The sequence below is a fragment of the Mesorhizobium sp. M0618 genome (assembly GCF_040320765.1).
Lineage (GTDB): Bacteria > Pseudomonadota > Alphaproteobacteria > Rhizobiales > Rhizobiaceae > Mesorhizobium.
In genome coordinates this window covers 72,627-92,096 of record NZ_JAMYQH010000014.1, presented here as the reverse complement: position 1 = coordinate 92,096, position 19,470 = coordinate 72,627, and the positions used below count along the sequence as shown (strand labels likewise).

At 61.0% G+C, this 19,470-nt stretch carries 23 protein-coding genes and 3 pseudogenes; 18 read left to right on the top strand and 8 right to left on the bottom strand.

From position 1 onward, the window contains the following. Positions 1-46 precede the first annotated feature (46 nt). Positions 47-859: a putative universal stress family protein gene (locus tag NKJ04_RS16670; protein ID WP_352676597.1), complete on the bottom strand. Its 813-nt coding sequence runs from the start codon at positions 857-859 to the stop codon at positions 47-49. Positions 860-1,047: 188 nt separating this feature from the next. On the opposite strand from NKJ04_RS16670, the gene NKJ04_RS16665 reads away from it, so the two are divergent. From NKJ04_RS16665 to NKJ04_RS16650, 4 genes are all read left to right on the top strand, one after another. Beyond that, positions 1,048-2,604: a PAS domain S-box protein gene (locus tag NKJ04_RS16665; RefSeq protein WP_352676458.1), complete on the top strand. Its 1,557-nt coding sequence runs from the start codon at positions 1,048-1,050 to the stop codon at positions 2,602-2,604. Further along, complete coding sequence (fixJ, locus tag NKJ04_RS16660) at positions 2,591-3,205, top strand: response regulator FixJ (RefSeq protein ID WP_352676455.1); 615 nt, start codon at positions 2,591-2,593, stop codon at positions 3,203-3,205. The genes NKJ04_RS16665 and fixJ overlap by 14 nt, the downstream gene beginning before the upstream one ends. Before the next feature lie 518 nt (positions 3,206-3,723). After that, positions 3,724-3,972 (top strand): lipoyl domain-containing protein, encoded by a 249-nt coding sequence (locus NKJ04_RS16655; protein WP_352676452.1) that lies wholly within the window; start codon positions 3,724-3,726, stop codon positions 3,970-3,972. Between the two features lie 25 nt (positions 3,973-3,997). Further along, entirely contained in the window at positions 3,998-4,420 is a 423-nt protein-coding gene (locus NKJ04_RS16650) for a translational machinery protein (RefSeq protein ID WP_352676449.1), read from the top strand. Positions 4,421-4,551: 131 nt separating this feature from the next. Here the strand turns inward: NKJ04_RS16650 and NKJ04_RS16645 are convergent, their stop codons facing one another. Next, positions 4,552-4,905 (bottom strand): c-type cytochrome, encoded by a 354-nt coding sequence (locus NKJ04_RS16645; RefSeq protein WP_352676446.1) that lies wholly within the window; start codon positions 4,903-4,905, stop codon positions 4,552-4,554. A 24-nt stretch (positions 4,906-4,929) separates the two neighbouring features. Next, positions 4,930-5,313 carry a phasin family protein gene (locus NKJ04_RS16640; RefSeq protein WP_352676443.1) on the bottom strand — a complete coding sequence of 128 codons (384 nt, stop codon included), beginning with the start codon at positions 5,311-5,313 and terminating at the stop codon, positions 4,930-4,932. Positions 5,314-5,506: 193 nt separating this feature from the next. Between NKJ04_RS16640 and NKJ04_RS16635 the strand changes: the two genes are divergently transcribed. The 5 genes and pseudogenes from NKJ04_RS16635 to NKJ04_RS16615 all read left to right on the top strand — a co-directional run bounded on the left by NKJ04_RS16635 (position 5,507) and on the right by NKJ04_RS16615 (position 9,607). Beyond that, entirely contained in the window at positions 5,507-6,331 is an 825-nt protein-coding gene (locus NKJ04_RS16635; RefSeq protein WP_352676441.1) for a universal stress protein, read from the top strand. 247 nt (positions 6,332-6,578) lie between these two features. Continuing rightward, positions 6,579-7,853, top strand: a pseudogene (gene hemA / locus NKJ04_RS16630) (5-aminolevulinate synthase); the annotation flags it as partial. A 93-nt stretch (positions 7,854-7,946) separates the two neighbouring features. Further along, on the top strand, positions 7,947-8,411 hold the full coding sequence (locus tag NKJ04_RS16625) for a DUF2267 domain-containing protein (protein ID WP_352676594.1): 465 nt from the start codon (positions 7,947-7,949) through the stop codon (positions 8,409-8,411). Between the two features lie 30 nt (positions 8,412-8,441). Further along, positions 8,442-9,149: a phosphoribosyltransferase gene (locus NKJ04_RS16620; RefSeq protein WP_352676438.1), complete on the top strand. Its 708-nt coding sequence runs from the start codon at positions 8,442-8,444 to the stop codon at positions 9,147-9,149. 11 nt (positions 9,150-9,160) lie between these two features. Further along, positions 9,161-9,607: a pyridoxamine 5'-phosphate oxidase family protein gene (locus NKJ04_RS16615; RefSeq protein ID WP_352676435.1), complete on the top strand. Its 447-nt coding sequence runs from the start codon at positions 9,161-9,163 to the stop codon at positions 9,605-9,607. A 75-nt stretch (positions 9,608-9,682) separates the two neighbouring features. Here NKJ04_RS16615 and NKJ04_RS16610 read toward each other — a convergent pair whose 3' ends face one another. Continuing rightward, positions 9,683-10,519 carry a universal stress protein gene (locus tag NKJ04_RS16610; RefSeq protein ID WP_352676433.1) on the bottom strand — a complete coding sequence of 279 codons (837 nt, stop codon included), beginning with the start codon at positions 10,517-10,519 and terminating at the stop codon, positions 9,683-9,685. 175 nt (positions 10,520-10,694) lie between these two features. Here NKJ04_RS16610 and NKJ04_RS16605 point away from each other — a divergent pair, with 175 nt between their 5' ends. Together NKJ04_RS16605 and NKJ04_RS16600 are read left to right on the top strand one after the other, a co-directional pair. After that, the gene (locus NKJ04_RS16605; RefSeq protein WP_352676430.1) at positions 10,695-11,093 is read left to right on the top strand and encodes a c-type cytochrome; all 399 of its coding nucleotides are present in this window, start codon (positions 10,695-10,697) and stop codon (positions 11,091-11,093) included. Positions 11,094-11,140: 47 nt separating this feature from the next. Beyond that, positions 11,141-11,677 (top strand): annotated as a pseudogene (locus tag NKJ04_RS16600) (bifunctional aminoglycoside phosphotransferase/ATP-binding protein); the annotation flags it as partial. 11 nt (positions 11,678-11,688) lie between these two features. On the opposite strand, the pseudogene NKJ04_RS16595 reads toward NKJ04_RS16600, so the two are convergent. Beyond that, positions 11,689-12,643 (bottom strand): annotated as a pseudogene (locus NKJ04_RS16595) (acetate--CoA ligase family protein); the annotation flags it as partial. A 154-nt stretch (positions 12,644-12,797) separates the two neighbouring features. Between NKJ04_RS16595 and NKJ04_RS16590 the strand changes: the two are divergent. The 6 genes from NKJ04_RS16590 to NKJ04_RS16565 all read left to right on the top strand — a co-directional run bounded on the left by NKJ04_RS16590 (position 12,798) and on the right by NKJ04_RS16565 (position 17,536). Next, positions 12,798-13,184, top strand: a complete 387-nt coding sequence (locus NKJ04_RS16590; RefSeq protein WP_352676427.1) for a DUF302 domain-containing protein — start codon at positions 12,798-12,800, stop codon at positions 13,182-13,184. Positions 13,185-13,219: 35 nt separating this feature from the next. Beyond that, positions 13,220-15,073, top strand: coding sequence for a heavy metal translocating P-type ATPase (locus tag NKJ04_RS16585; protein ID WP_352676424.1), 1,854 nt, complete (start codon positions 13,220-13,222; stop codon positions 15,071-15,073). Positions 15,074-15,101: 28 nt separating this feature from the next. Beyond that, positions 15,102-15,551: a thioredoxin TrxC gene (trxC, locus tag NKJ04_RS16580; protein ID WP_352676421.1), complete on the top strand. Its 450-nt coding sequence runs from the start codon at positions 15,102-15,104 to the stop codon at positions 15,549-15,551. A 13-nt stretch (positions 15,552-15,564) separates the two neighbouring features. Next, positions 15,565-16,818, top strand: coding sequence for an MgtC/SapB family protein (locus NKJ04_RS16575; protein WP_352676418.1), 1,254 nt, complete (start codon positions 15,565-15,567; stop codon positions 16,816-16,818). An 86-nt stretch (positions 16,819-16,904) separates the two neighbouring features. Next, complete coding sequence (locus tag NKJ04_RS16570; RefSeq protein ID WP_352676415.1) at positions 16,905-17,291, top strand: hypothetical protein; 387 nt, start codon at positions 16,905-16,907, stop codon at positions 17,289-17,291. Positions 17,292-17,323: 32 nt separating this feature from the next. Beyond that, positions 17,324-17,536, top strand: coding sequence for a hypothetical protein (locus NKJ04_RS16565; RefSeq protein WP_352676412.1), 213 nt, complete (start codon positions 17,324-17,326; stop codon positions 17,534-17,536). On the opposite strand, the gene NKJ04_RS16560 is transcribed toward NKJ04_RS16565, so the two are convergent. The 3 genes from NKJ04_RS16560 to NKJ04_RS16550 form a co-directional block, all read right to left on the bottom strand. Next, the gene (locus NKJ04_RS16560; RefSeq protein ID WP_352676409.1) at positions 17,533-18,066 is read right to left on the bottom strand and encodes a metallophosphoesterase family protein; all 534 of its coding nucleotides are present in this window, start codon (positions 18,064-18,066) and stop codon (positions 17,533-17,535) included. The two genes, NKJ04_RS16565 and NKJ04_RS16560, sit on opposite strands and share 4 nt — an antisense overlap. Then, positions 18,057-18,275 carry a metallophosphoesterase family protein gene (locus NKJ04_RS16555; RefSeq protein ID WP_352676406.1) on the bottom strand — a complete coding sequence of 73 codons (219 nt, stop codon included), beginning with the start codon at positions 18,273-18,275 and terminating at the stop codon, positions 18,057-18,059. Before NKJ04_RS16555 ends, NKJ04_RS16560 begins: the two co-directional genes overlap by 10 nt. A gap of 80 nt (positions 18,276-18,355) precedes the next feature. After that, positions 18,356-18,604: an exopolysaccharide production repressor protein gene (locus tag NKJ04_RS16550; protein ID WP_352676404.1), complete on the bottom strand. Its 249-nt coding sequence runs from the start codon at positions 18,602-18,604 to the stop codon at positions 18,356-18,358. A 214-nt stretch (positions 18,605-18,818) separates the two neighbouring features. Here NKJ04_RS16550 and NKJ04_RS16545 point away from each other — a divergent pair, with 214 nt between their 5' ends. Further along, positions 18,819-19,466 (top strand): helix-turn-helix domain-containing protein, encoded by a 648-nt coding sequence (locus NKJ04_RS16545; RefSeq protein WP_352676401.1) that lies wholly within the window; start codon positions 18,819-18,821, stop codon positions 19,464-19,466. The last annotated feature ends 4 nt before the right edge of the window (positions 19,467-19,470 follow it).

Genomic DNA, 19,470 nt, shown 5'->3' with positions numbered 1-19,470 from the left:
CTGGAACTGCAAGCGTCGGATTTGAAATTCCCGATGCGACCGACGATCAATACGACATGAAGCGGTTGATGCCGCTTTCCTCAATCAGCGAGCGGGTTATCCCGCCGAACGCCCATTCCCGCAGACGGCTGTGCCCATAGGCACCCGAGACGATCAGGTCCGCATGGATCGACCGCGCAAATGTCAGCAACCGGTCGCCGTCTGCGTCGCCGGCGATCATTTCGGTTCCTGCCATGATGCCGTGATGTTCGAGAAAAATCGCGACATCGGCAAGGCTGTCGCGGATGCTCTTGTCGCGGTCGGCATCCATTGTGGCAACGACGACTTCGTTGGCCGTGGCCAGAAGGGGCAACGCATCTACGATCGCGCGCCGCGCTTCCCTGGTGTCCTTCCAGGCAACAAGAACGGTTTTTGCCATGACATGCTCGACATTGCTCGCGGCAACCAGGACTGGCCGGCCAATCCCAAGTACCAGGCTCCCGACGTCCACTGCACGGAAGACATTTCCCCCTTTCTCGCTGCCGGTGACAATAAGATCGGAAGATCGAGCCGAAATGCTCAGGAAGCGGGTCGGGCTGCAAACGGCTTGCCCCCATTCGCTGAAGATCGAAGCAGGAACCAGCCTCTCGAATTCGGTTTGCAGTTCGGCAAGCCGCTTTTCGATTTCCGTGCGCTGGATCTGCATGATCTCGCCTTCGTAGACCATACCGTCGCCGGTCGCGACCAGTGGCGGGACATCTGCAGCCGCCAGACCGATGAGACGGGCGCCAAACCGTTCCGCGAGCTCGATCCCCACCTTTACAATAGGTGCGGGAGGCGCATCGATTGCGAGGTTGACGATGATTGACTTGTAAGACATTGCGGGCGCCTTTCGCTGAACGATGGAATGCGTGATGAATTGCATTCGACAGCGTCCAATGCCTTGATGCGCATCAAAGGCCCGACAACTGCATTTGCGTTCGAAAACCTCGGCTCGATCCGTTTTGCGTGTTCGGCGAGAAGTGATAGTTAGCCCCGGTAGCACCGTCTCGAACCTAGGAACTTCAGGTGATCAAAGACGAAGCGCTCAGTTTATCACCCGGCGGGACGACACTGAAATCACTGTTGTCTCAAATGTTCGATCAGGCTCCAGGCTTTATAGCGCTGCTGCGCGAGCCAGATCACATTTTCGAGCTGACCAATGCCGCCTACCAGCGATTGACTGGCCACAGGCAAGTGATTGGAAAGTCGGTGCGGGAAGCCTTTCCCGAGCTCGAAGGGAATGAGTTTTTCGAACATCTGGACCATGTGTACACGACCGGCGAGCCCTACATTGGCCACGGGGTGAAGGTTGGCCTTCGCAACATAGCCGACGGCCCGGTCGAAGAGCGCATCCTTGATTTTGTCTATCAACCAGTCAAGGCTGACGATGGCCGGATCACGGCGATCTTCATTGAAGGTACTGATGTCAGCGAACTCTCCTTTGCAAACGCAGCACTTCGGCTGCGTGAGGACCATTTGCGGTCGATCCTCGCAACAGTGCCGGACGCGATGGTCGTCATCGACGAACAGGGTGGGATTCAATCCTTCAGCACCGCTGCCGAAACGCTGTTCGGCTACCAGTCAGGCGAAGTCATCGGTCAAAACGTGAAAATGCTGATGCCCTCGCCCTACCGCGACGAGCATGACGCCTATCTGCTTCGCTACCTCACGACGGGAGAGCGCCGGATCATCGGGCTCGGCCGCACCGTGACCGGGGCACGCAAGGATGGCACGACTTTCCCGATGGAGCTTTCCGTTGGCGAGATGCATCCGGGGACCGGACGTTTCTTTACCGGCTTCTGCCGCGACTTGACTGAACGCCACCGGGCAGAAGCAAGAATCCAGGAGCAGCAGCAGGAGCTGCTGCACATGGCGCGGTTCACCGCACTCGGCGAGATGGCCTCGACGCTTGCTCATGAGATCAACCAGCCGCTCACCGCCATCACGAACTACCTCAAAGGCAGTCGTCGGCTGCTTGAGATGAGTCGAGACGAGAATGCGCCCATGCTTCGGGATGCCGTGGAAAAGGCAGCTGAGCAGGCCTTGCGGGCAGGCGACGTCATCCGTCACCTGAGGGATTTCGTTGCAAGAGGCGAAAGCGAGCGCCAGGTCGAACGACTGCCGGCACTGATCGAGGAAGCGTCGTCGCTCGCCTTGGTTGGTGCAAGGGAGATAAATGTCCTCGTCAGCTACAAGCTTGACCCTGCCGCCGAACTGGTCTTGACCGACCGTATCCAGATTCAGCAGGTTCTGCTCAATCTGCTTCGCAACGCGGTGGAAGCCATGCAGGACACGCCGCGCCGTGAACTAAAAGTCACCACTGTTGCCCGGGACGATGGCATGGCCGAGGTAAGCGTGATCGATACAGGCCCAGGTCTCGCGCCGGAGGTCTCGGCGCAACTTTTCCAGCCATTTGTGACCACCAAGAAGCAAGGCATGGGTGTCGGCCTTTCCATTTGCCGCACCATTGTTGAATCACATGGCGGTCACATATGGGCCGAGGCGGTGCCGGCCGGTGGAACCGCGTTCCGGTTCACCTTGCGCATCGTCGGGAAAGATGAGGTCACAAATGGCCGACAGTGATCTGGTGCACGTGGTTGACGACGACGTCGACGTTCGCAAGTCGCTCGGTTTTCTTCTGGCCACAGCAGACTTCGCTGTACGCCTGCACGAATCGGCCACAGCTTTTCTGTTGACGGCGACGAGCAGTCTCGACGGCTGCATAGTCACCGACGTCCGCATGCCGGGCATAGATGGCATAGAGTTCCTCCGCCAGCTCAGAGCGGGCGGTCATACAATTCCGGTCATCGTCATGACGGGCCATGCCGATGTGGCGCTCGCCGTTCAGGCCATGAAGGAAGGCGCTTCCGATTTCATCGAAAAGCCATTCGACGACGAGATGCTGATTGGCGCCATCCACTCCGCGTTGGCCAACCGCAACCAGGCCAATGCAGCGCATCCGCAGTCTGCGGATATCCGCGGGCGTTTGGCAACCTTGTCGGAGCGCGAGCGGCAGGTGCTTGACGGGCTTGTGTCGGGTCTGCCGAACAAGACGATCGCCTATGACCTTGGAATCAGCCCGCGAACGGTCGAGATCCATCGCGCCAATGTCATGAGCAAGATGGCCGCGGGCAGCCTGTCACATCTTGTGCGCATGGCGTTGATCGTGGAATCCAGACCCTAGGGAGACCCTTCGAGAGAGTTGCCAGTTTTGGCCTGGGCCTGCTCCGGCTTCCAATCGCGCCAGTGCGTCGGCCGGATGTCCACACGGGCGCCGGTGGTGGCGTTCTTCCAGCCTTCTCGACTCCTTTCGCACGGAAATACGAGCGCATGCGTCCCCTCCTCGTCGACGACGGCGAGTTCGAGGTCGCGACCATACGGTGCGCTTAGGATAGAGTTCCACATTATCTTAGCTTTGACGGAAACAGCGCGGCGCGCTTTGACCTGGATCATTTCTGAAATTGCGCGATGCGATTGTGGGCAAGTATGCGTTTCGGCCGTTCCAAACGGACGAGTTCCAATCATTTGGTTGTGTAGGCGTTAAGCGCGCGCCGCTGGGCGACCGGCCATGCCAGGCCGGCCACTGTGCGAGTTGCAAGACAGCCGGCCGCCGTGTGCATGCTTGCGTCCCCTCTGCTGTTTGATCGTGATCAATGCCCAGTTTGGCGAAGCGCTTATCATTCGAAGCGGAAGGAGATTGCCATGCAGTACATCAAGGTCGACGAAGCGCTATGGGCGTCCAGCATGCTGCCCGAGGGCATCCTGGAGCGTTGGTTCATTGCCAGCGGCGACACAATCAAGGCCGGCGATCGAATAGCCGAAGTTCGGGTCGAAGACGCGCTTCACGAGATTGTCGCGCCGGCAGGTGGCCGCGCGACGATTGTCGCCACAGCAAATGCCGTTATCGAACCCGGCTCGATCCTGGCAACGCTGGAGTTCCAATCCGCGTGAGGCAGTCGACGGCACACCGCGACAATTGCGTTCATCAACAATCACTCAAGGACGTATAGAGATGCAGACCCAACATGCCGTCGCCTGGCTCGACCATCGCGAAGCGAAGGTGTTTTTCTTCAACCGTGAGGCAGCCGAAAGCGTGAGGCTTGCCACCACGCTGGCGCATCATCAGACCCATAACAAGGCAGGCACCGTCGACGGCAAGCGCGCACCGGAAAACGCGGCCTTCTATCACGATGTCCTCGACGCCCTGCGGCCAGCGAAGGAATGGCTTATCATGGGGCCGGGATCGGCAAAGGACGAACTGGCCAAGCATATCCGCGACCACCATCCCCACTTGAAGGATCGCATCGTCGGCGTTGAACCAGCGGATCATCCTACCCAGGCCCAGATTGTGGCGCACGCGCGGACGTTCTTCCGTGCCGCTGACCGGATGTTGCCCTAGATCAGCCTGGAGTTGCTCTGATCTGCCGCGATTGGCTGCGAAGTCGACTGCATCTTACAGAGCGGCTTGGATGAACTCCAATCGCGCAGCGAACCGTGAGGCTCGGTCGGCCGCTGCGCCTGTGACCTCGATCACGGTTGCTGCAAGCTGCTGATGTAAGCGATTATCTCCTCGATCTGCTCAGGGCTCGCAACCCATTCGGGCATGTCCGGATGGCCGGTCGAAATGCCCTCGGCGAGGGCTTCCTCGAGATCCGTGATCGGATAGAGCTTCGACAAGGTGCGAAATGCCGGCGCGTCGGGATGGGTGCTTTTATCGGTTTTTCCAATAGCGTGGCAGCGGGCGCAATTGAACTCAACCAATGCCTGGCCGCGTTCCGTCAGGCTGTTGGCCTGTGCAGGCACGGATCCAAGCAGCACCGCCGCAAGTGCGCAAACCCATCTACACCACCGCCGGCGACGCTCATTGCCCATATAGCTGCCCATGGCTGCAGGCCTCCGCCTTTCGATCTACGCGACTGACTTCGCCGCTGCGTCCTCGAGTGCGGTTTTGGCTTCCTTGCGCACGCGCTTGGCCGTTTCCGACGCGAGCTTGGAGGTCAGGTCCGCGACCTTGCCGGCTTCGGTCGTGTATTCCAATGTCGCATTCTGCAGGAAAGTGGAGAAGATGTCGAAGGCGTCGTTGAACTCAGCGCCGTCGATCAGGTCACCGGCCAGCTTTACATCCTGCTCGTAGCGATGTCTCAAAAACCCCAGCGTTTCGATGTGATAGCGCATCATTGCCTTGAAAGCATGCGCCTGAAGAGACGCCGCAGCGAGGACGACCTTCTGGCCATTCTCAACCATCGGTAATAGTTGCATGCCAAATTGCGACGGTGGGGGATGGGTCTGCATGATCGATACTCCATTGTGAGGGGGCAAACAAAAGTGGTTCGCCATACGACGCTAACACTGTTCGTCGCTAGGTCGTTGATCCTGATCAACAGATGCTATCGGCCGCCACCGATATCGTTCCCGCGTTTGACACGCATCAAGGTCATTGCCCGCTCTGCGTGGTAGCTCGCTCTAACGCAAAAGGGCTGCAGCGATGGCTTTCAAATCGATCATGGTTCAACTGGACGTGGACACAATCGCCGCGCCACGCATCTCCATGGCTTGGGATCTTGCGCAACGACATGATGCCGATCTGATCGGCTTCTGTGCAGCCGAGCCGCATTTTGTCATGCCGACTGGCACCGATGACCAGGCCGCAACGAAGGCGATCTGGTCTCAGGTGGAGGAGATTGAAGGTCGCCTCAGATGCTTGAGAGAGGAATTTCTAAGCACCGTCAACGGCAGCAATCGCGCTTCGTGGCGCGGCGAAATAGGAAATCCGACCCGGCAGCTGGCGATCAACGCACGCGCCGCCGACCTGATCGTTACCGGCTCGCTGGCGATCGATCTGGCGGTTGACCATCACCGCACCCTGGACACGGCAAGTCTCATCCTTGCAGCCGGCCGCCCAATACTTGTGGCGTCGGAAATTCTTGCCCCGATCAAGGCCGAAAGCATCCTGATAGCATGGAACGACACGCGGGAAGCGCGACGCGCCATCGTCGACGCCATGCCTCTCCTCATCAACGCCAGAGATGTTGTGATCGCCACCGTGGACAATGGGGATACCGCACCTCGGGAAAATGTTGCGGACGTCGAGTTCTTCCTGACACGACACGGCGTAAAGGCGCGATCGGAAGTTTTGGATGCGCGCCACTCCGAGCCGGCGGAGCTGCTCCTCCGGATTGGTCAGGAAATTGCGGCTGATCTGATTGTTCTGGGAGGGTATGGCCACAGCCGTGTCCGGGAAATGACCTTTGGTGGCGTAACGCGTTCTGTCCTGCGCAACGGATCATTGCACCGGTTCATCTCGAACTGAGCAAAATGACATCTCAGGGGCCCTGATCTTGACATGAATCAAGGCCGGCTTTTCCCGCAAACGGTTACGTTAACCCTTGCCAAGTTGAGCGTAGCTGATGACGCGCGGCGTAAGAAACCGCGAGCAAACGCGGGCGTGCCGAGCGATATGTCATGCAGGCGACAAGACTTGGTAAGGGGCCGCCGCGCTGTCAGCGGGGACGGTGCGGCGGCCCCTACGATTGCTCAACAGGCAAAGGAAATTGGACATGAATTATCAGCGGTTCTTCGAGGAAGCGATCGACCAGCTCCACGCCGAGCGGCGCTACCGCGTTTTCGCCGATCTCGAGCGGATTGTCGGCAAGTTTCCGCGCGCAATATGGCGTTCCAACGGCCGCGCCGAGGAAATCACCGTCTGGTGCTCCAACGACTATCTCGGCATGGGCCAGCATCCCGACGTCATCGCCGCGTTTCAGAATACCGCTGGCAAGATGGGTTCGGGCGCCGGCGGCACCCGCAACATTTCGGGCACCTCGAACCCGCTGGTCGAACTCGAAGTCGAACTGGCCGACCTGCACGACAAGGAAGCAGCCCTGGTCTTCACCTCCGGCTTCGTCTCCAACGAGGCCTCGATCTCGACCATTGCGCGGCTTTTGCCCAACTGCCTGATCATTTCGGACGAGTTGAACCATGCCTCGATGATCGAAGGCGTGCGGCGCTCGGGCGCCGAAAAGAAGATCTTCCGCCATAATGACGTCGCGCATCTCGAAAGCCTGCTGCAGGCGGCGGGCCGCGAACGCGCCAAACTGATCGTCTTCGAAAGCGTCTATTCGATGGATGGCGACATCGCGCCGATCAGGCAGATCGTCGAACTGGCCGAACGCTACAACGCCATGACCTATATCGACGAGGTCCATGCCGTCGGCATGTACGGACCGCGCGGCGGCGGCATCACTGAGCGCGAGGGGCTGGCCGACCGCATCGACATCATCGAAGGCACGCTGGCCAAGGCGTTCGGCACGCTGGGTGGCTATATCGCCGGCAACAGCGCCATCATCGACGCGGTGCGCTCCTATGCGCCGGGCTTCATCTTCACCACGGCGCTGCCGCCGGCCATCGCGGCCGCCGCCACCACGTCGATCCGCCATCTCAAGCGCTCGCAGGCCGAGCGCGACGCCCAGCAGCAGCAGGCGAGCCGAACCAAGCAGATCCTGTCGGCCGCCGGCCTGCCGGTGATGGACTCGCCGACCCACATCGTGCCGCTGCTGGTCGGCGATCCCGAGGCCTGCAAGATGGCCAGCGACCGCCTGCTCGGCGTGCACGGCATCTACATCCAGCCGATCAACTACCCGACCGTGCCGCGCGGCACCGAGCGGCTGCGCATCACCCCGACGCCGTTCCACACCGATGCGCTGATCGCGGGACTGCAGGACGCGCTGGTCGAGACATGGGATGCGCTGGGCATTCCCTACGGTTCGGCAGGTCGGCCTTCGGTCGCCAAGAGCGACCGCATCATTCCCCTGCTGGTGCAGAAGTCCGGCGGCTTAAAGCCGCCGCCTGCTCAAACGGTCTTCATCCCCTTTGGCTATGAGCAATTTGATCCGGCTCAAGGCTCGAAGCTTTTCGACGCCCTAAGAATGGAGCTCAAATCTTCGAGGAGCATCGCCATGGGTCATAGTTCTCACACGTCCTTTGCTGACTTCACGCACGCTGCCCAACAGGCACAGCAGTGGGTCAACGAGCTTGCCAAGGATCTTTGCTGGAGCGAACCGAGCGCGTGCCGCCTCCTGAGATCCGTTCTGCACACGGTGCGGGATTGGCTGTCGCAAGCGGAAATGGCCGATCTTTCGGCGCAACTGCCTGTTTTGGTCCGCGGCATCTACTTTGAAGGCTGGAATCCATCGGCGCCTGCGCATGAGCGCACGAAACGCGACTTTGTTCTCATAGTCAGAGACAGTTTCGGCTACGATGAGGAAATCGATTTCGATGTCGCGATCAACGCGGTTTTCAAGCTTCTCGACCGTCATATTTCGCATGGCGAGATCGTGCAGGTCAGAAACTCGATGAAGAAGTCGCTTAGAAAATTGTGGCCGGTGGATTGACCCATGTTCCGAGACCGGAAAGACGCTGGCGTGAAGCTCGGCCTGGAGCTGACCAACCTTCATCTGCATCGGCCTGTTGTGCTGGCATTGCCGCGTGGCGGCGTGCCTGTCGCGGTGGAGGTGGCCAGAGCTCTCAATGCTCCTCTTGACTTGCTTATCGTCCGCAAGGTCGGCGCGCCGGGCAATCCCGAGCTGGCTGTTGCCGCAATCGTCGATGGCGACCCCGGGGAGGTCGTGTTGAACCGTGAGATTGTCGAGACCTATGCGCTCGACGAAGACGGATTACGTGTCTTGATTGCCAAAGAGCGTCCCGAACTCGAACGTCAGCGCGTTGCCTATCGAGGCGAGAACAGACCAATCTCGATCGCGGGAAGGACCGTGATCATCGTCGATGACGGGGCCGCGACCGGTACGACCATGAAAATGGCGATCCGGGCCCTCAAGCGCCGGTCACCGAGAGAAATCATCGTGGCTGTTCCTGTTTCACCGCAAGAGACGGTCGCTGAACTGGCCCGGCAAGCGGATCGTGTGGTTTGCCTAAGTCAGCCAGGACAGTTCCGTGCGCTGAGCTACCACTACCTGCGGTTTCCGCAGCTCTCGGACAGCGATGTCGTCGCGGCGATCGACGAGGCTGGCCGGTCGCAAACGGCCGGGCAACACCGAAGTGGACAACACGTAGCCGACCCCGATTCAAAAACCGCCACGAAATCAACGCCACGGAATAACCGAGAGAAATAGGAGATCACGTCATGCTGGTCCGCGCTCTTTCTGCCTTGGAATGCACGAAAATCCTGACGGCCAATCGCGTGGGCCGCCTGGCATGCGCAAAGGATGGGCAGCCCTACGTCGTGCCCCTCTACTACGCGCATTCGGATGCTCATCTTTACGCATTTTCCATGCCGGGCAAAAAGATCGAATGGATGCGGGCCAATCCGCTGGTGTCCGTCCAGGTGGATGAGCATGGCCAGGGGCGAGGATGGAGAAGCGTCGTTGCCGACGGCCGCTACGAAGAACTGCCGGATCACATCGGCCACAAGCTTCAGCGGGATCATGCCTGGTCGGTGTTGAGCAAGCATTCCGACTGGTGGGAGCCTGGCGCACTCAAGCCGCTCGTCCCTCCCGCAACTGACAGCGCACCGCACGTTTTCTTCCGGATTCTCGTTGAACAGGTGTCCGGACGAGAAGCGAGCGAGTAGTTCGCCACGAATCGTTGCAAGAGACGGAACGGGCCGGCGCACCCCGCGCCGGCCCGTTCTTCCTTCCGTCGTTTGCTATCGAGCCATCAAGACAGGCAGCGATTGCCCCTCAAGCATTGACTTGGTGACGCCACCGAAAATCCGCTCGCGCAGCCGGGAATGACCATAGGCGCCCATGACCATCAGCTCAGCTGCAACGTCGCCCGCATGCTGGCGAAGCACGTCGGCGACCGAATGGTTTGCGCTCGGCAGACGCTCGACCGTAACCTTCACGCCGTGCCGGGCAAGATAGGTCGCGGCATCCGCTCCGGGTTCCGCACCGTGATGGAACTCGTCCTCGATCGGGTCGACCATAACGAGGTGAACTTGTTCGGCGCTTTTCAGCATGTCGAGCGACTCGCGAACGGCGCGCGATGACTCAAGGCGGGCGTCCCAGGCAACCAGGATGCGTTTCGGCTTCAGCGTTGGCTGCGCGCCCTCGGGAACGAGCAGGATAGGTTTTCCCGATGAGAACAACGCGCCCTGGATGACTTTATCCCTCAGCCTCGGGCTTGTGAGGAGATCCGGGCCAAGAATGGTCAGATCGGCGTAGCGCGCGCGCCTTCCGATGACTTCGTCCGCCCAGGCTGTATCGGGGTAGTCGTCGCTCAGATCAGCCGATACCGAGCTCTGCGAAAGAAACGCGCCGACTGCCGAGATTCGCTTCTTGAGCCTCTCGACCTCGACCTGACGCTCCTCGAACCAGGCTGGTGAAACGACGCCCACATGCGCACCGCCTGAGGGCGGTATGGCCAGCTCGAGAACGAGCACGGAGAGATGGGCACCGACCTGTTCGCACAGGCCGGCGGCGAGTTTCAGATCGCCCTCGCCCTGGTTCGGTCCGGTAACCGTAAGCAGTGTCTTGAAAGTCACGGCAACAACTCCTCATTTCGAGTGAAGGTCCAATCGTTGCTGAAGCGTAAGCCAGGGCAGCTGGTACGTTCATTGCGCTGAATCAAATACCTTGCGTGCGGCCGGCATTTGATCGGGATCAACGCGCTGGCAAAGCAGGGCTGTAGAGTCCCCGCAATCATTCGGGAAAGCGCAGATGAAGTTCCTGATCCCAGCGGCCTTGGCAGTTTTGACCTTCAATACGGCTGCCGCCCAGGAACTCGGCAACGGCAAGACGGAATACATAAACTCTTGCGCCGTCTGCCACGGTCCCGAAGGCAAGGGCGATGGACCGCTTGGCGACGAATTGATGAAGCGGCCGGCTGACCTCACGCGTCTTTCGAAAGACAATGGCGGCGCGTTCCCCTACTGGCGCGTTTTCGCCATGATCGACGGCCGCACCATGGTGCCGGAGCATGGCGATCGCGACATGCCGGTCTGGGGCCGCCAGTTCCTCCCCGATGACGTCAGAAAATACGGCCCAAACGCTGGAGAAATCGTCACCGAGGAACGGATCCATGAGCTGACCGGTTATATCCAGACGCTGCAGCAATAGCTCCCGAAGGGCGAATGTTGCGTGGTGCAGACACGAAGGAGACGGAAATGATCGTTGACGACCAGCAAGCCGCCGTCGCGTTTCTGCTTGATCCTTCCTCATATGGTGCGGCCGGACCTGTCGAGGCGATCGAAACCCATATCTCGCGCATTTTTCTGACTGGCGAACGCGCCTACAAGATGAAGCGGGCGGTCAAGCTGCCCTATGTCGATTTCTCGGCGCCGACCCTCAGGCTTGCCGCTTGCGAAAAAGAGGTGGAACTCAACTCGAAGACTGCGCCCGGCCTCTATTTGGGCGTGCGTCGAATAACGTGCGAAGCAGACGGCAAACTGGCTTTCGATGGCACCGGCCAAATGGTCGATGCGGCAATCGAGATGGTCCGCTTCGACCAGTCGAAGCTCCTCGATCGTATGGCAACCGCCGGAGAATTGACGCCGGCGGTGATGACCGCGGTTGCGCGCATGATCGTCAGCTACCACCGTGCCGCGCCGACAGTCCACAATGGCAGCGGCTCTTCAAATCTGGCTGGCGTGCTCGACATCAACGAGGCCGGCTTTGCCACCAGCCATGTTTTCACACAGGCGCTCCCTTTGCTGTCGATGAGCTGATCGATGGCCAATACCCCTGCCCCGCCGCCATTGGTGACGATGCCGACACGGGCCCGTTTAAGCGGGGTGAAGCGGGCGATCGTTTCAGCGGCATCAAACAGCTCGGTCAGGCCTTTGACGCGCAGGATGCCTGCCCGCAGCAATGCCGCATCGACGACACGATCGGCCCCCGATAGCGCTCCGGTGTGGGTTGCAGCCGCTTTGGCCGATTGCTCGTGCCGGCCCGATTTAATTGCGATCACCGGCTTGACCCGCGCCGCCGCACGGGCGGCCGAGATGAATTTGCGCGGATTGGGGATAGTTTCGAGATACATCACGATGGCGCGCGTGTGCACATCACCGGCCAGCATGTCGAGACAATCTCCCACGTCGACGTCCGCCATGTCACCCAAAGAGACGATCCGCGAGAAGCCGACATTGTTGTCGGCCGCCCAGTCGATCAGCGACGTGGCAATGGCGCCGGATTGCGACAGCAGCGCTATATTGCCAGGTTTGGCGGCCATATGCGCAAATCCGGCATTGAGTTTCCAAAGGTGGGATCATCAGACCGACCGTGTTCGGCCCGATGATGCGGAAAAGATTGGGCTTGGCGGCGTCGAGCATGGCCTGACGCAGGCCGTTCTCGCGCGTAAGCCCGGCGGTGATCACGACAGCCGCCCGCGTGCCCTTGTCACCGAGCTCGCGCACGATGCCGGGAACCGTGTCCGGCGGCGTGACGATGACACCAAGATCTGGAACATCCGGCAGGTCGGCCGCCTTCGCGTAGCAGCGTCTACCAGCCACCTGCGAATATTTCGGGTTGACCGGCCAGATCTCGCCCGCGAAGCCGCCGCTGACGATGTTGTCGAACACGGCCCGGCCGACCGAGCCTTCACGCCTTGATGCACCGAAGATGGCAACCGACTTCGGGGCGAACGCATGGTCGAGATTTCGGATCGTCACTCCTAGTGTCTCCTGTTCATGGCGATCATCGCCAGTCGATCTTGCCTGTTCGTTGCGTTGGATCAAAGCGTTCTCCGGTTATCGCGATTAGCTGTTGCGCGAGGTCGCTCGCAAAGTGGCGACGAGCTGTAGCGATCAACGATTGGAGAGTTGGATGAGTTACTATTTCAGCAAGATCGTCGCCATGCCGTTCACAGCGGCAATCGACCACGTGACCGACAAGCTCGCAAGCAAGGGGTTTGGCGTTCTGACCTCGATCGATGTCCAGCAGACCATGAAGGCCAAGCTTGGCGCAGAATTCAGGCCCTATGTGATCCTGGGCGCGTGCAATCCGCATTTCGCATGGCGGGCGCTTCAGGCCGAAGACAAGATCGGAACCATGCTGCCCTGCAATGTCATCTTCACGGAGGTCGGACCGGGAAAGGTGGAGGTCGCAGCGGTGGATCCGGTCGCTTCAATGGGCGCTATCGGCAATCGCGAGCTTGCGCAGGTCGCGAATGATGTGCGGCGCCTGCTCGAGGAGACGGTCCGCGAACTCTAGCGCCAAAGGGGGCCATCAAGCTTGAGGGACATCGGATGAACGAGTCTGCTCTACGACGCGCATTGCTGGTCATCGCCATTCTGGGTCTCGCCGTTGGTTTAGGAGCCTGGCGAACCGGGCTCGGTCCCCTTGAAGCCGACACAATCTGGACGGTGGCGACCTTGCCCGTCGTGGCGGCTCTCGCAGTTTCCATTCTGCGTGATTTCTGGATCGGCCGCTTCGGCGTCGATGCGATTGCCTTGGTGTCGATGTCCGCCGCGCTCCTGCTAGGACAGGCCCTGGCGGCCGTGGTGGTGGCGATCATGTATGCCGGCGGCACGGTGCTTGAGGATTTCGCCCGGGGCCGTGCGGAACGGAACCTCAAGGCATTGACCGGCCGGTCACCGCGTGTCGCCCATCGAACGTCAAAGCTGGGGACCGAGACCATCTCCGTCGAAGACGTTGCCGTCGGCGACGAGCTTCTTGTCCGGGCCGGCGAACTGCTTCCCGTCGATGGCATCCTGCTTGATGCTTCGGCCTCTCTCGACGAGTCCGCGGTGAGCGGAGAACCGCTGCCGGAACGGCGGACTGCGGGCGATCTGCTGCGCAGCGGCACCATCAATGCGGGCGAGACCTTCAGCATGCAGGCATCTGCGTTGGCAGAGCAGAGCACCTATGCCGCGATCGTGCGCATGGTTGCTGCAGCGCAGACGGCGAAATCCCCGTTCATCCGCATGGCCGACCGCTTTGCGCTGTTCCTGCTGCCAGCCACGTTGCTGGTCTCAGGTGCCGCCTGGTACATTTCCGGCGATCCAATCCGGGCGCTGGCCGTGCTGGTCGTTGCGACACCTTGCCCGCTCATCCTTGCGGCACCGGTTGCCTTTATCGGCGGCGTGTCCCGCGCCGCGCGCGCCGGCATCCTGATGAAAGGCAGCGCGGCTCTGGAGGCGCTTGCGCAAGTCCGAACCGCGATCTTCGACAAGACGGGGACCTTGACCATCGGCGGCGCCGAACTCATCGGAATCGAAGTGGCGACCGGTCGCTACTCCGACAATCTGCTGCTGCTACTCGCGTCTTTGGAACAAGCCTCGCACCACGTGCTCGCCGACTCGATCATCCGGGCGGCGCGCGGCAGACAGCTGATGCTTTCGCATCCGCGGGATGTTCATGAGCATCGCGGTTCGGGCCTGAAGGGCCAGGTCGACAACATGGCGGTCACGGCGGGATCGCGGGCATTCGTTCTCGCCGACAAGCCGCTGCCCGGCTGGGCGAAAAGCGGCGAGGAAAAATACCGGGATGAGCCGGTGCTCAGGGTCTTTGTAGCGCTCGGCGGACGCCTTGCCGGTGTTTTCACGTTCGGGGACGCCCTGCGTGTTGATGCGCATGATGCACTCGGCAAGCTGCGCTCCGCCGGCATTGCGCGCATGATCATGCTCACGGGCGACGACGGCGTAGCAGCCAAGCGCATCGCCGCCAGGCTCGACCTCGACGCCATTGTCGCCGATGCGACCCCTGCTGAAAAAGTCGCGAAAGTCGAAGCCGAGAAAGCCTCGGCGCCGACGATGATGATCGGCGACGGCATCAACGATGCCCCTGCCCTGGCGGCCGCAACCGTCGGTATCGCCATGGGCGCACGCGGTGCGACCGCCTCCTCCGAGGCAGCTGATGTTATCGTGCTGACCGACAGGCTGGAGCCCGTCGCCGATGCAGTTCGGATTGCACGGCGAACGCGATCGATCGCCTTGCAAAGCATCATCGCCGGGCTGGCCCTGTCGGGGTTGGCAATGATCGCGGCGGCCATGGGGCAGATCACCCCGGTTGCCGGAGCGCTGCTTCAGGAAGGGATTGACGTGGCGGTCATCCTGAACGCGTTGCGCACCCTTGGCGATGGCCATCTGCGGCGCGCATAGTGGTCGAGAGCAAAATCGGTAAATGACCATGGCACAGCAGAATCTAGTGGTTTGCAGCAAATGCGGTGGAGTCAACCGCTTGCCGCCGGTCCGCAATGCCATGGAGGCGAAATGCGGAAAGTGCGGGAACCGGCTGTTTTCCGGGCATCCCGAAGATGTCGATGCCGCGATCTTCGATAATCAGATTGCGCGCAGCAGCCTTCCCGTTGTCGTCGACATCTGGGCACCGTGGTGCGGCCCCTGCAAGATGATGGCGCCGGCTTACGAAGCGGCAGCAAATGAACTGGAGCCGCATGTCCGCCTGATCAAACTCAATTCCGACAATGAGCAGGCTGTTGCGGCCAGGCTCGGCATTCGCAGCATCCCGACCATGGTCCTTTTTCACGGCGGGCGCGAAATCGCGCGCACATCAGGTGCAATGACGGCAGGCCAGATCGTCAGGTGGGTTCGCGACCGCCTGCCGACGGTCGGCGCCTGAAGTCGCCGCGCCAATGGATCCGCTCATCGCCCGGCTCGGACTGGCCCTCGCAATAGGTCTCCTCGTCGGCTTGGAGCGTGGCTGGCAGGAGCGGGACGCTCCCGATCGCAGCCGGACGGCCGGCATCCGGACATTCGGTATATCTGGCCTGCTCGGCGGCGTGCTCGCCGCACTCGCCAATGCACTCGGCGCGGTATCCGTGCTGGTCGGCGGATTCATCGCCTTTGCCTCAATCTTCGCTTGGTACAAGGCGCGCGAGGCTGCCCATGACGAGGATTTCAGTGTCACCAGCGTGATCGCGGGCCTGGGCGTTTTTGCCCTTGGCGCGCTTTCCGTCGCCGGCGATTATCGGGCTGCTGCCGCCGGTGGGGCGGCACTGGCGGCAATCCTGGCCAGCCGCGAGGTCCTGCACGGTCTGTTGAAGCGACTGACCTGGGTCGAACTCCGGTCGGCGCTGATCCTTGCGGTGATGACCGCGATCATCTTGCCGCTGCTGCCAAACCGGACGATGGACCCGTGGGGCGGTTTCAATCCTTGGGAAGTCTGGTTCCTGACGGTGCTGATGGCCTCCATATCGTTCGCCGGCTATGTGGCTGTTCGCCTTCTGGGCAATAGGCGTGGTCTGCTGGTCAGCTCGCTCGCCGGGGCGATTGTCTCTTCCACCGCGGTGACCTTGGCGCTTGCCCGCAATGCCACCTCGGCAAGCAATCCGCTGCCGCTCGCCGGGGCGGCATCCCTGGCTGCAATGGTTTCGGTGCTCCGCGTCTGCTCCGTGGTTCTGATCGTCGAGCCAAGCGTGCTCGTATCGGTCGTCATTCCGGCGATTGCCGCGGCGCTCGCCTTCGCCGTCTGCGGCGCGTTGCTGATGACTCGCGACAGCGGGGACGGTGAAGGCAGCGCTATCGCGCGCAATCCATTCGAACTGGGTCCGTTGCTGCTCTTCGCCTTGCTCTTTGCGATCGTGGCGACGGCAAGTGCCGGGCTGGCCGCTCAATTCGGTGGGCGCGGTCTGTTGGCGAGTTCGGCGCTGGCCGGCGCATTCGATGTCGATGTCTCAGTGCTTGGCGCGCTGCGCCTGGTCAAGCATTCCGTGTCCGTCGAGACCGTGGGCCAGGCCGTGCTCGCGGCGCTGGCAGCAAACGCCATCGGTCGCCTGTCGCTTGCAGTATTTGCCGGCCCGGTCCGGTTCTGGTTGCCACTGGCCGTCACAACCCTGATCGCCGCAACCATGGGTATCTGCGCCCTGCTGTTGCTCGGTCCTGGATAGAAGTGTTGTTCTCGAGCCTTCTTTGATGCGGATCAAGGGCCAGGTCCCGCCACCGCTCTATGAAACTTCCGTAAAGGGAGTTCGCCATGACCAGTTTGAAGGACCTCACCCCGAAATTCCGCAATGTCCGGCTGCTACTCGCGCGTGAAAAGGGCCACCCGGAAGGCGACCGTGAAGAAGGCTATGACGTGCTGGCTCCATTGACCGGCGAAGGAAAGATCGATGCGGAAGAGTGGAAATCGCACAGGGCCTCCTGCCGTGTTCGTCGGTTTCGCACCGGCGAGCAGGATCTGATCGGCCGGCTGAGGCGCAAGCCCGGCGGACAGTGGTATTTCGACTATGCCGATGGCGATCGCGACGACGAGATCGGCTTCCATCTCGGCGACGAACGGTTCGTGACCGGTGAGTATGTGTCGATCGAGCGCAACGGCGCCATGCACACCTATCAAGTGGCAAGGGTCGAACGGCCTTGACGCTGCAATGCCAGGCTCCCTGGGAGTAGACCATGTCGCGACGCATCCTGATTGTGGTCGGCCATCCCGATCCGTCGCCGGACCGGCTCTGCCGCGGCCCTGCAAACGCCTATGGCGAGGGTGCGGAAAAGGCGGGGCACGCCGTCCGCCATGCCGCCGGAGGGGAGCTTTTCGACCAGCTCGAAACCATCGATGACTGCGCCTGCGTCAAACCTTTGCATCAAGTACGTCTCCTTGAAGCCTAGCGGCCGATCTTCAGCCGCATGCCAAGCCATCCAGGCAAGCCGGCGGCTTGGATCTTGCGGGCGGTTTCTTCGTGATCGTAGGGAACACGAACCATCGTGACCTCTTGCCGCTGGGTGTCGACAAGAACAAAGCACGCCGCCGGGTTGCCATCGCGGGGTTGCCCGACAGCGCCGGCGATCACCAGGTGGCGCCTCATCTCCGACAAGGGTGCAGCCACATTGTCATACGGCTGAAAATGCATGGGCCGGCGACCGGGAAGCGCGTAGTAGATGGCGGGAATGTGGGTGTGGCCGCAGAAAACGAAGCGGGCGTCGCTTGCCGAGAGGCAGCGTTCCGCTGCGTCCACGTCGCGTATGTAGGGCCACTTTCCCGGTCGCTCCGCACTTGCGTGCACATAAAGGCGGTCTTCGGATTGCAGCGAGAGCGGCAATCGCGCCAGGAAATCGAGATGCGCCGAGGCAATGCGTTTGCGAGTCCACCGGACGGCGAACCGCGCATTCTCAGTCATGTTGCTCAGGTTCAGCGCCACGGCTTCGTCGTGGTTGCCCTGATGCAAAGCGCGCCGTCAGCCATCAGATGTGCGACCTTCTCGATCACATAGACGGGATCGGGACCGTAGCCGACCAGATCGCCGAGCAATACCAACTCGTCCGGACTACCGCGTTCGTGAACAGCTTCCAGGACCGCGTCGAACGCCTCGCGATTGGCATGGATGTCAGACAGGATTGCAATGCGCATTCAACCTTGTCCCAGATTGGCAAAACATGGCAAGGCGCGTGCCGCGATTGATTTTGATACGGCAGCGTCGCGATCATAGGCTAAAGCAACGGGCCGTCTCTTTGGGGCGGTGCAACATGGCTGAGTGACGCGGAGTCTGCTTCAGCGTCTGCCGTCGCGCCTTTGGAAACCAGGCGGATGACAAAGACGAAGTACCCGACCTGCAGAACGACCAGGTCGATAATCGCCCAGCCCAGTGCTGTCCAGACCGAGCCCGTTGCCGCGTAGGTCCACACCGCGACTACGGTCGCGGTGACAAACATTCCGACCAGGAATTGCGGAAGATACATCGCTGCCCACCAGCCGTTCCGATGCGAGAATTCGAAACGACTCCCTATTGCTATCGCCCAAAGCGAAGGTGAACTTAGGCGCCCGGCGCGCCCGGCCCCTTGATGTGGATCAAGAATTCGCACGTCTAGGTAGTTTCCCGTAGGGATATAACCGAATTTCGCGGCCCCCAGATTCGCGCGATTGCTGTGTCACGGAACAACCGGGAACACAGCTATGCACGCCTACACCGCCTCCAGAATTTCACTCCCGTCGCATTCTGTGCAGCCAACCCTGCCGGATGCATTCGACCCGGCACCGTTGCAGCCACTGAGCTTTTTTCCCGCCGGCGCTGAAATCTATGCCCAGGGCGAGAAGGCTGGGGCCTTCTATCAAGTCGAGTTCGGTGCCGTGCGCATCTACCGTCTGCTTGCCGATGGTCGCCGGCAGATCAGCGCCTTTCACCTCGCCGGAGAGACATTCGGGTTCGAGGCAGACGCGACACATCATTTCTTCGCAGAGGCAATCAACGCCACAGCTGTCCGCGTCTTGCGGCTCACCGCTGGGGCGGACATGTCCCGCCAACTATTGCCCTTGGCGCTGAAGGGTTTGATCCGAGCGCAGGAACACCTGCTGGTTCTCGGCCGCCAGAACGCCATCGAACGCGTAGCCGCCTTCCTGGTTGACATGGCGGAGCGTCAGGGTGGTTTGCGGCAGGTCGAACTGCCAATGTCGCGTATGGACATCGGCGACTATCTCGGCCTGACCATCGAAACCGTATCGCGGGTCTTCACCCGGCTGAAGGACAAGGGCGTCATCCGCCTGCTCAACCTGCGCAGCATCGAAATCGTCAAGCAGGACGCGCTCCACTGCATGAGCGAATGAAGGT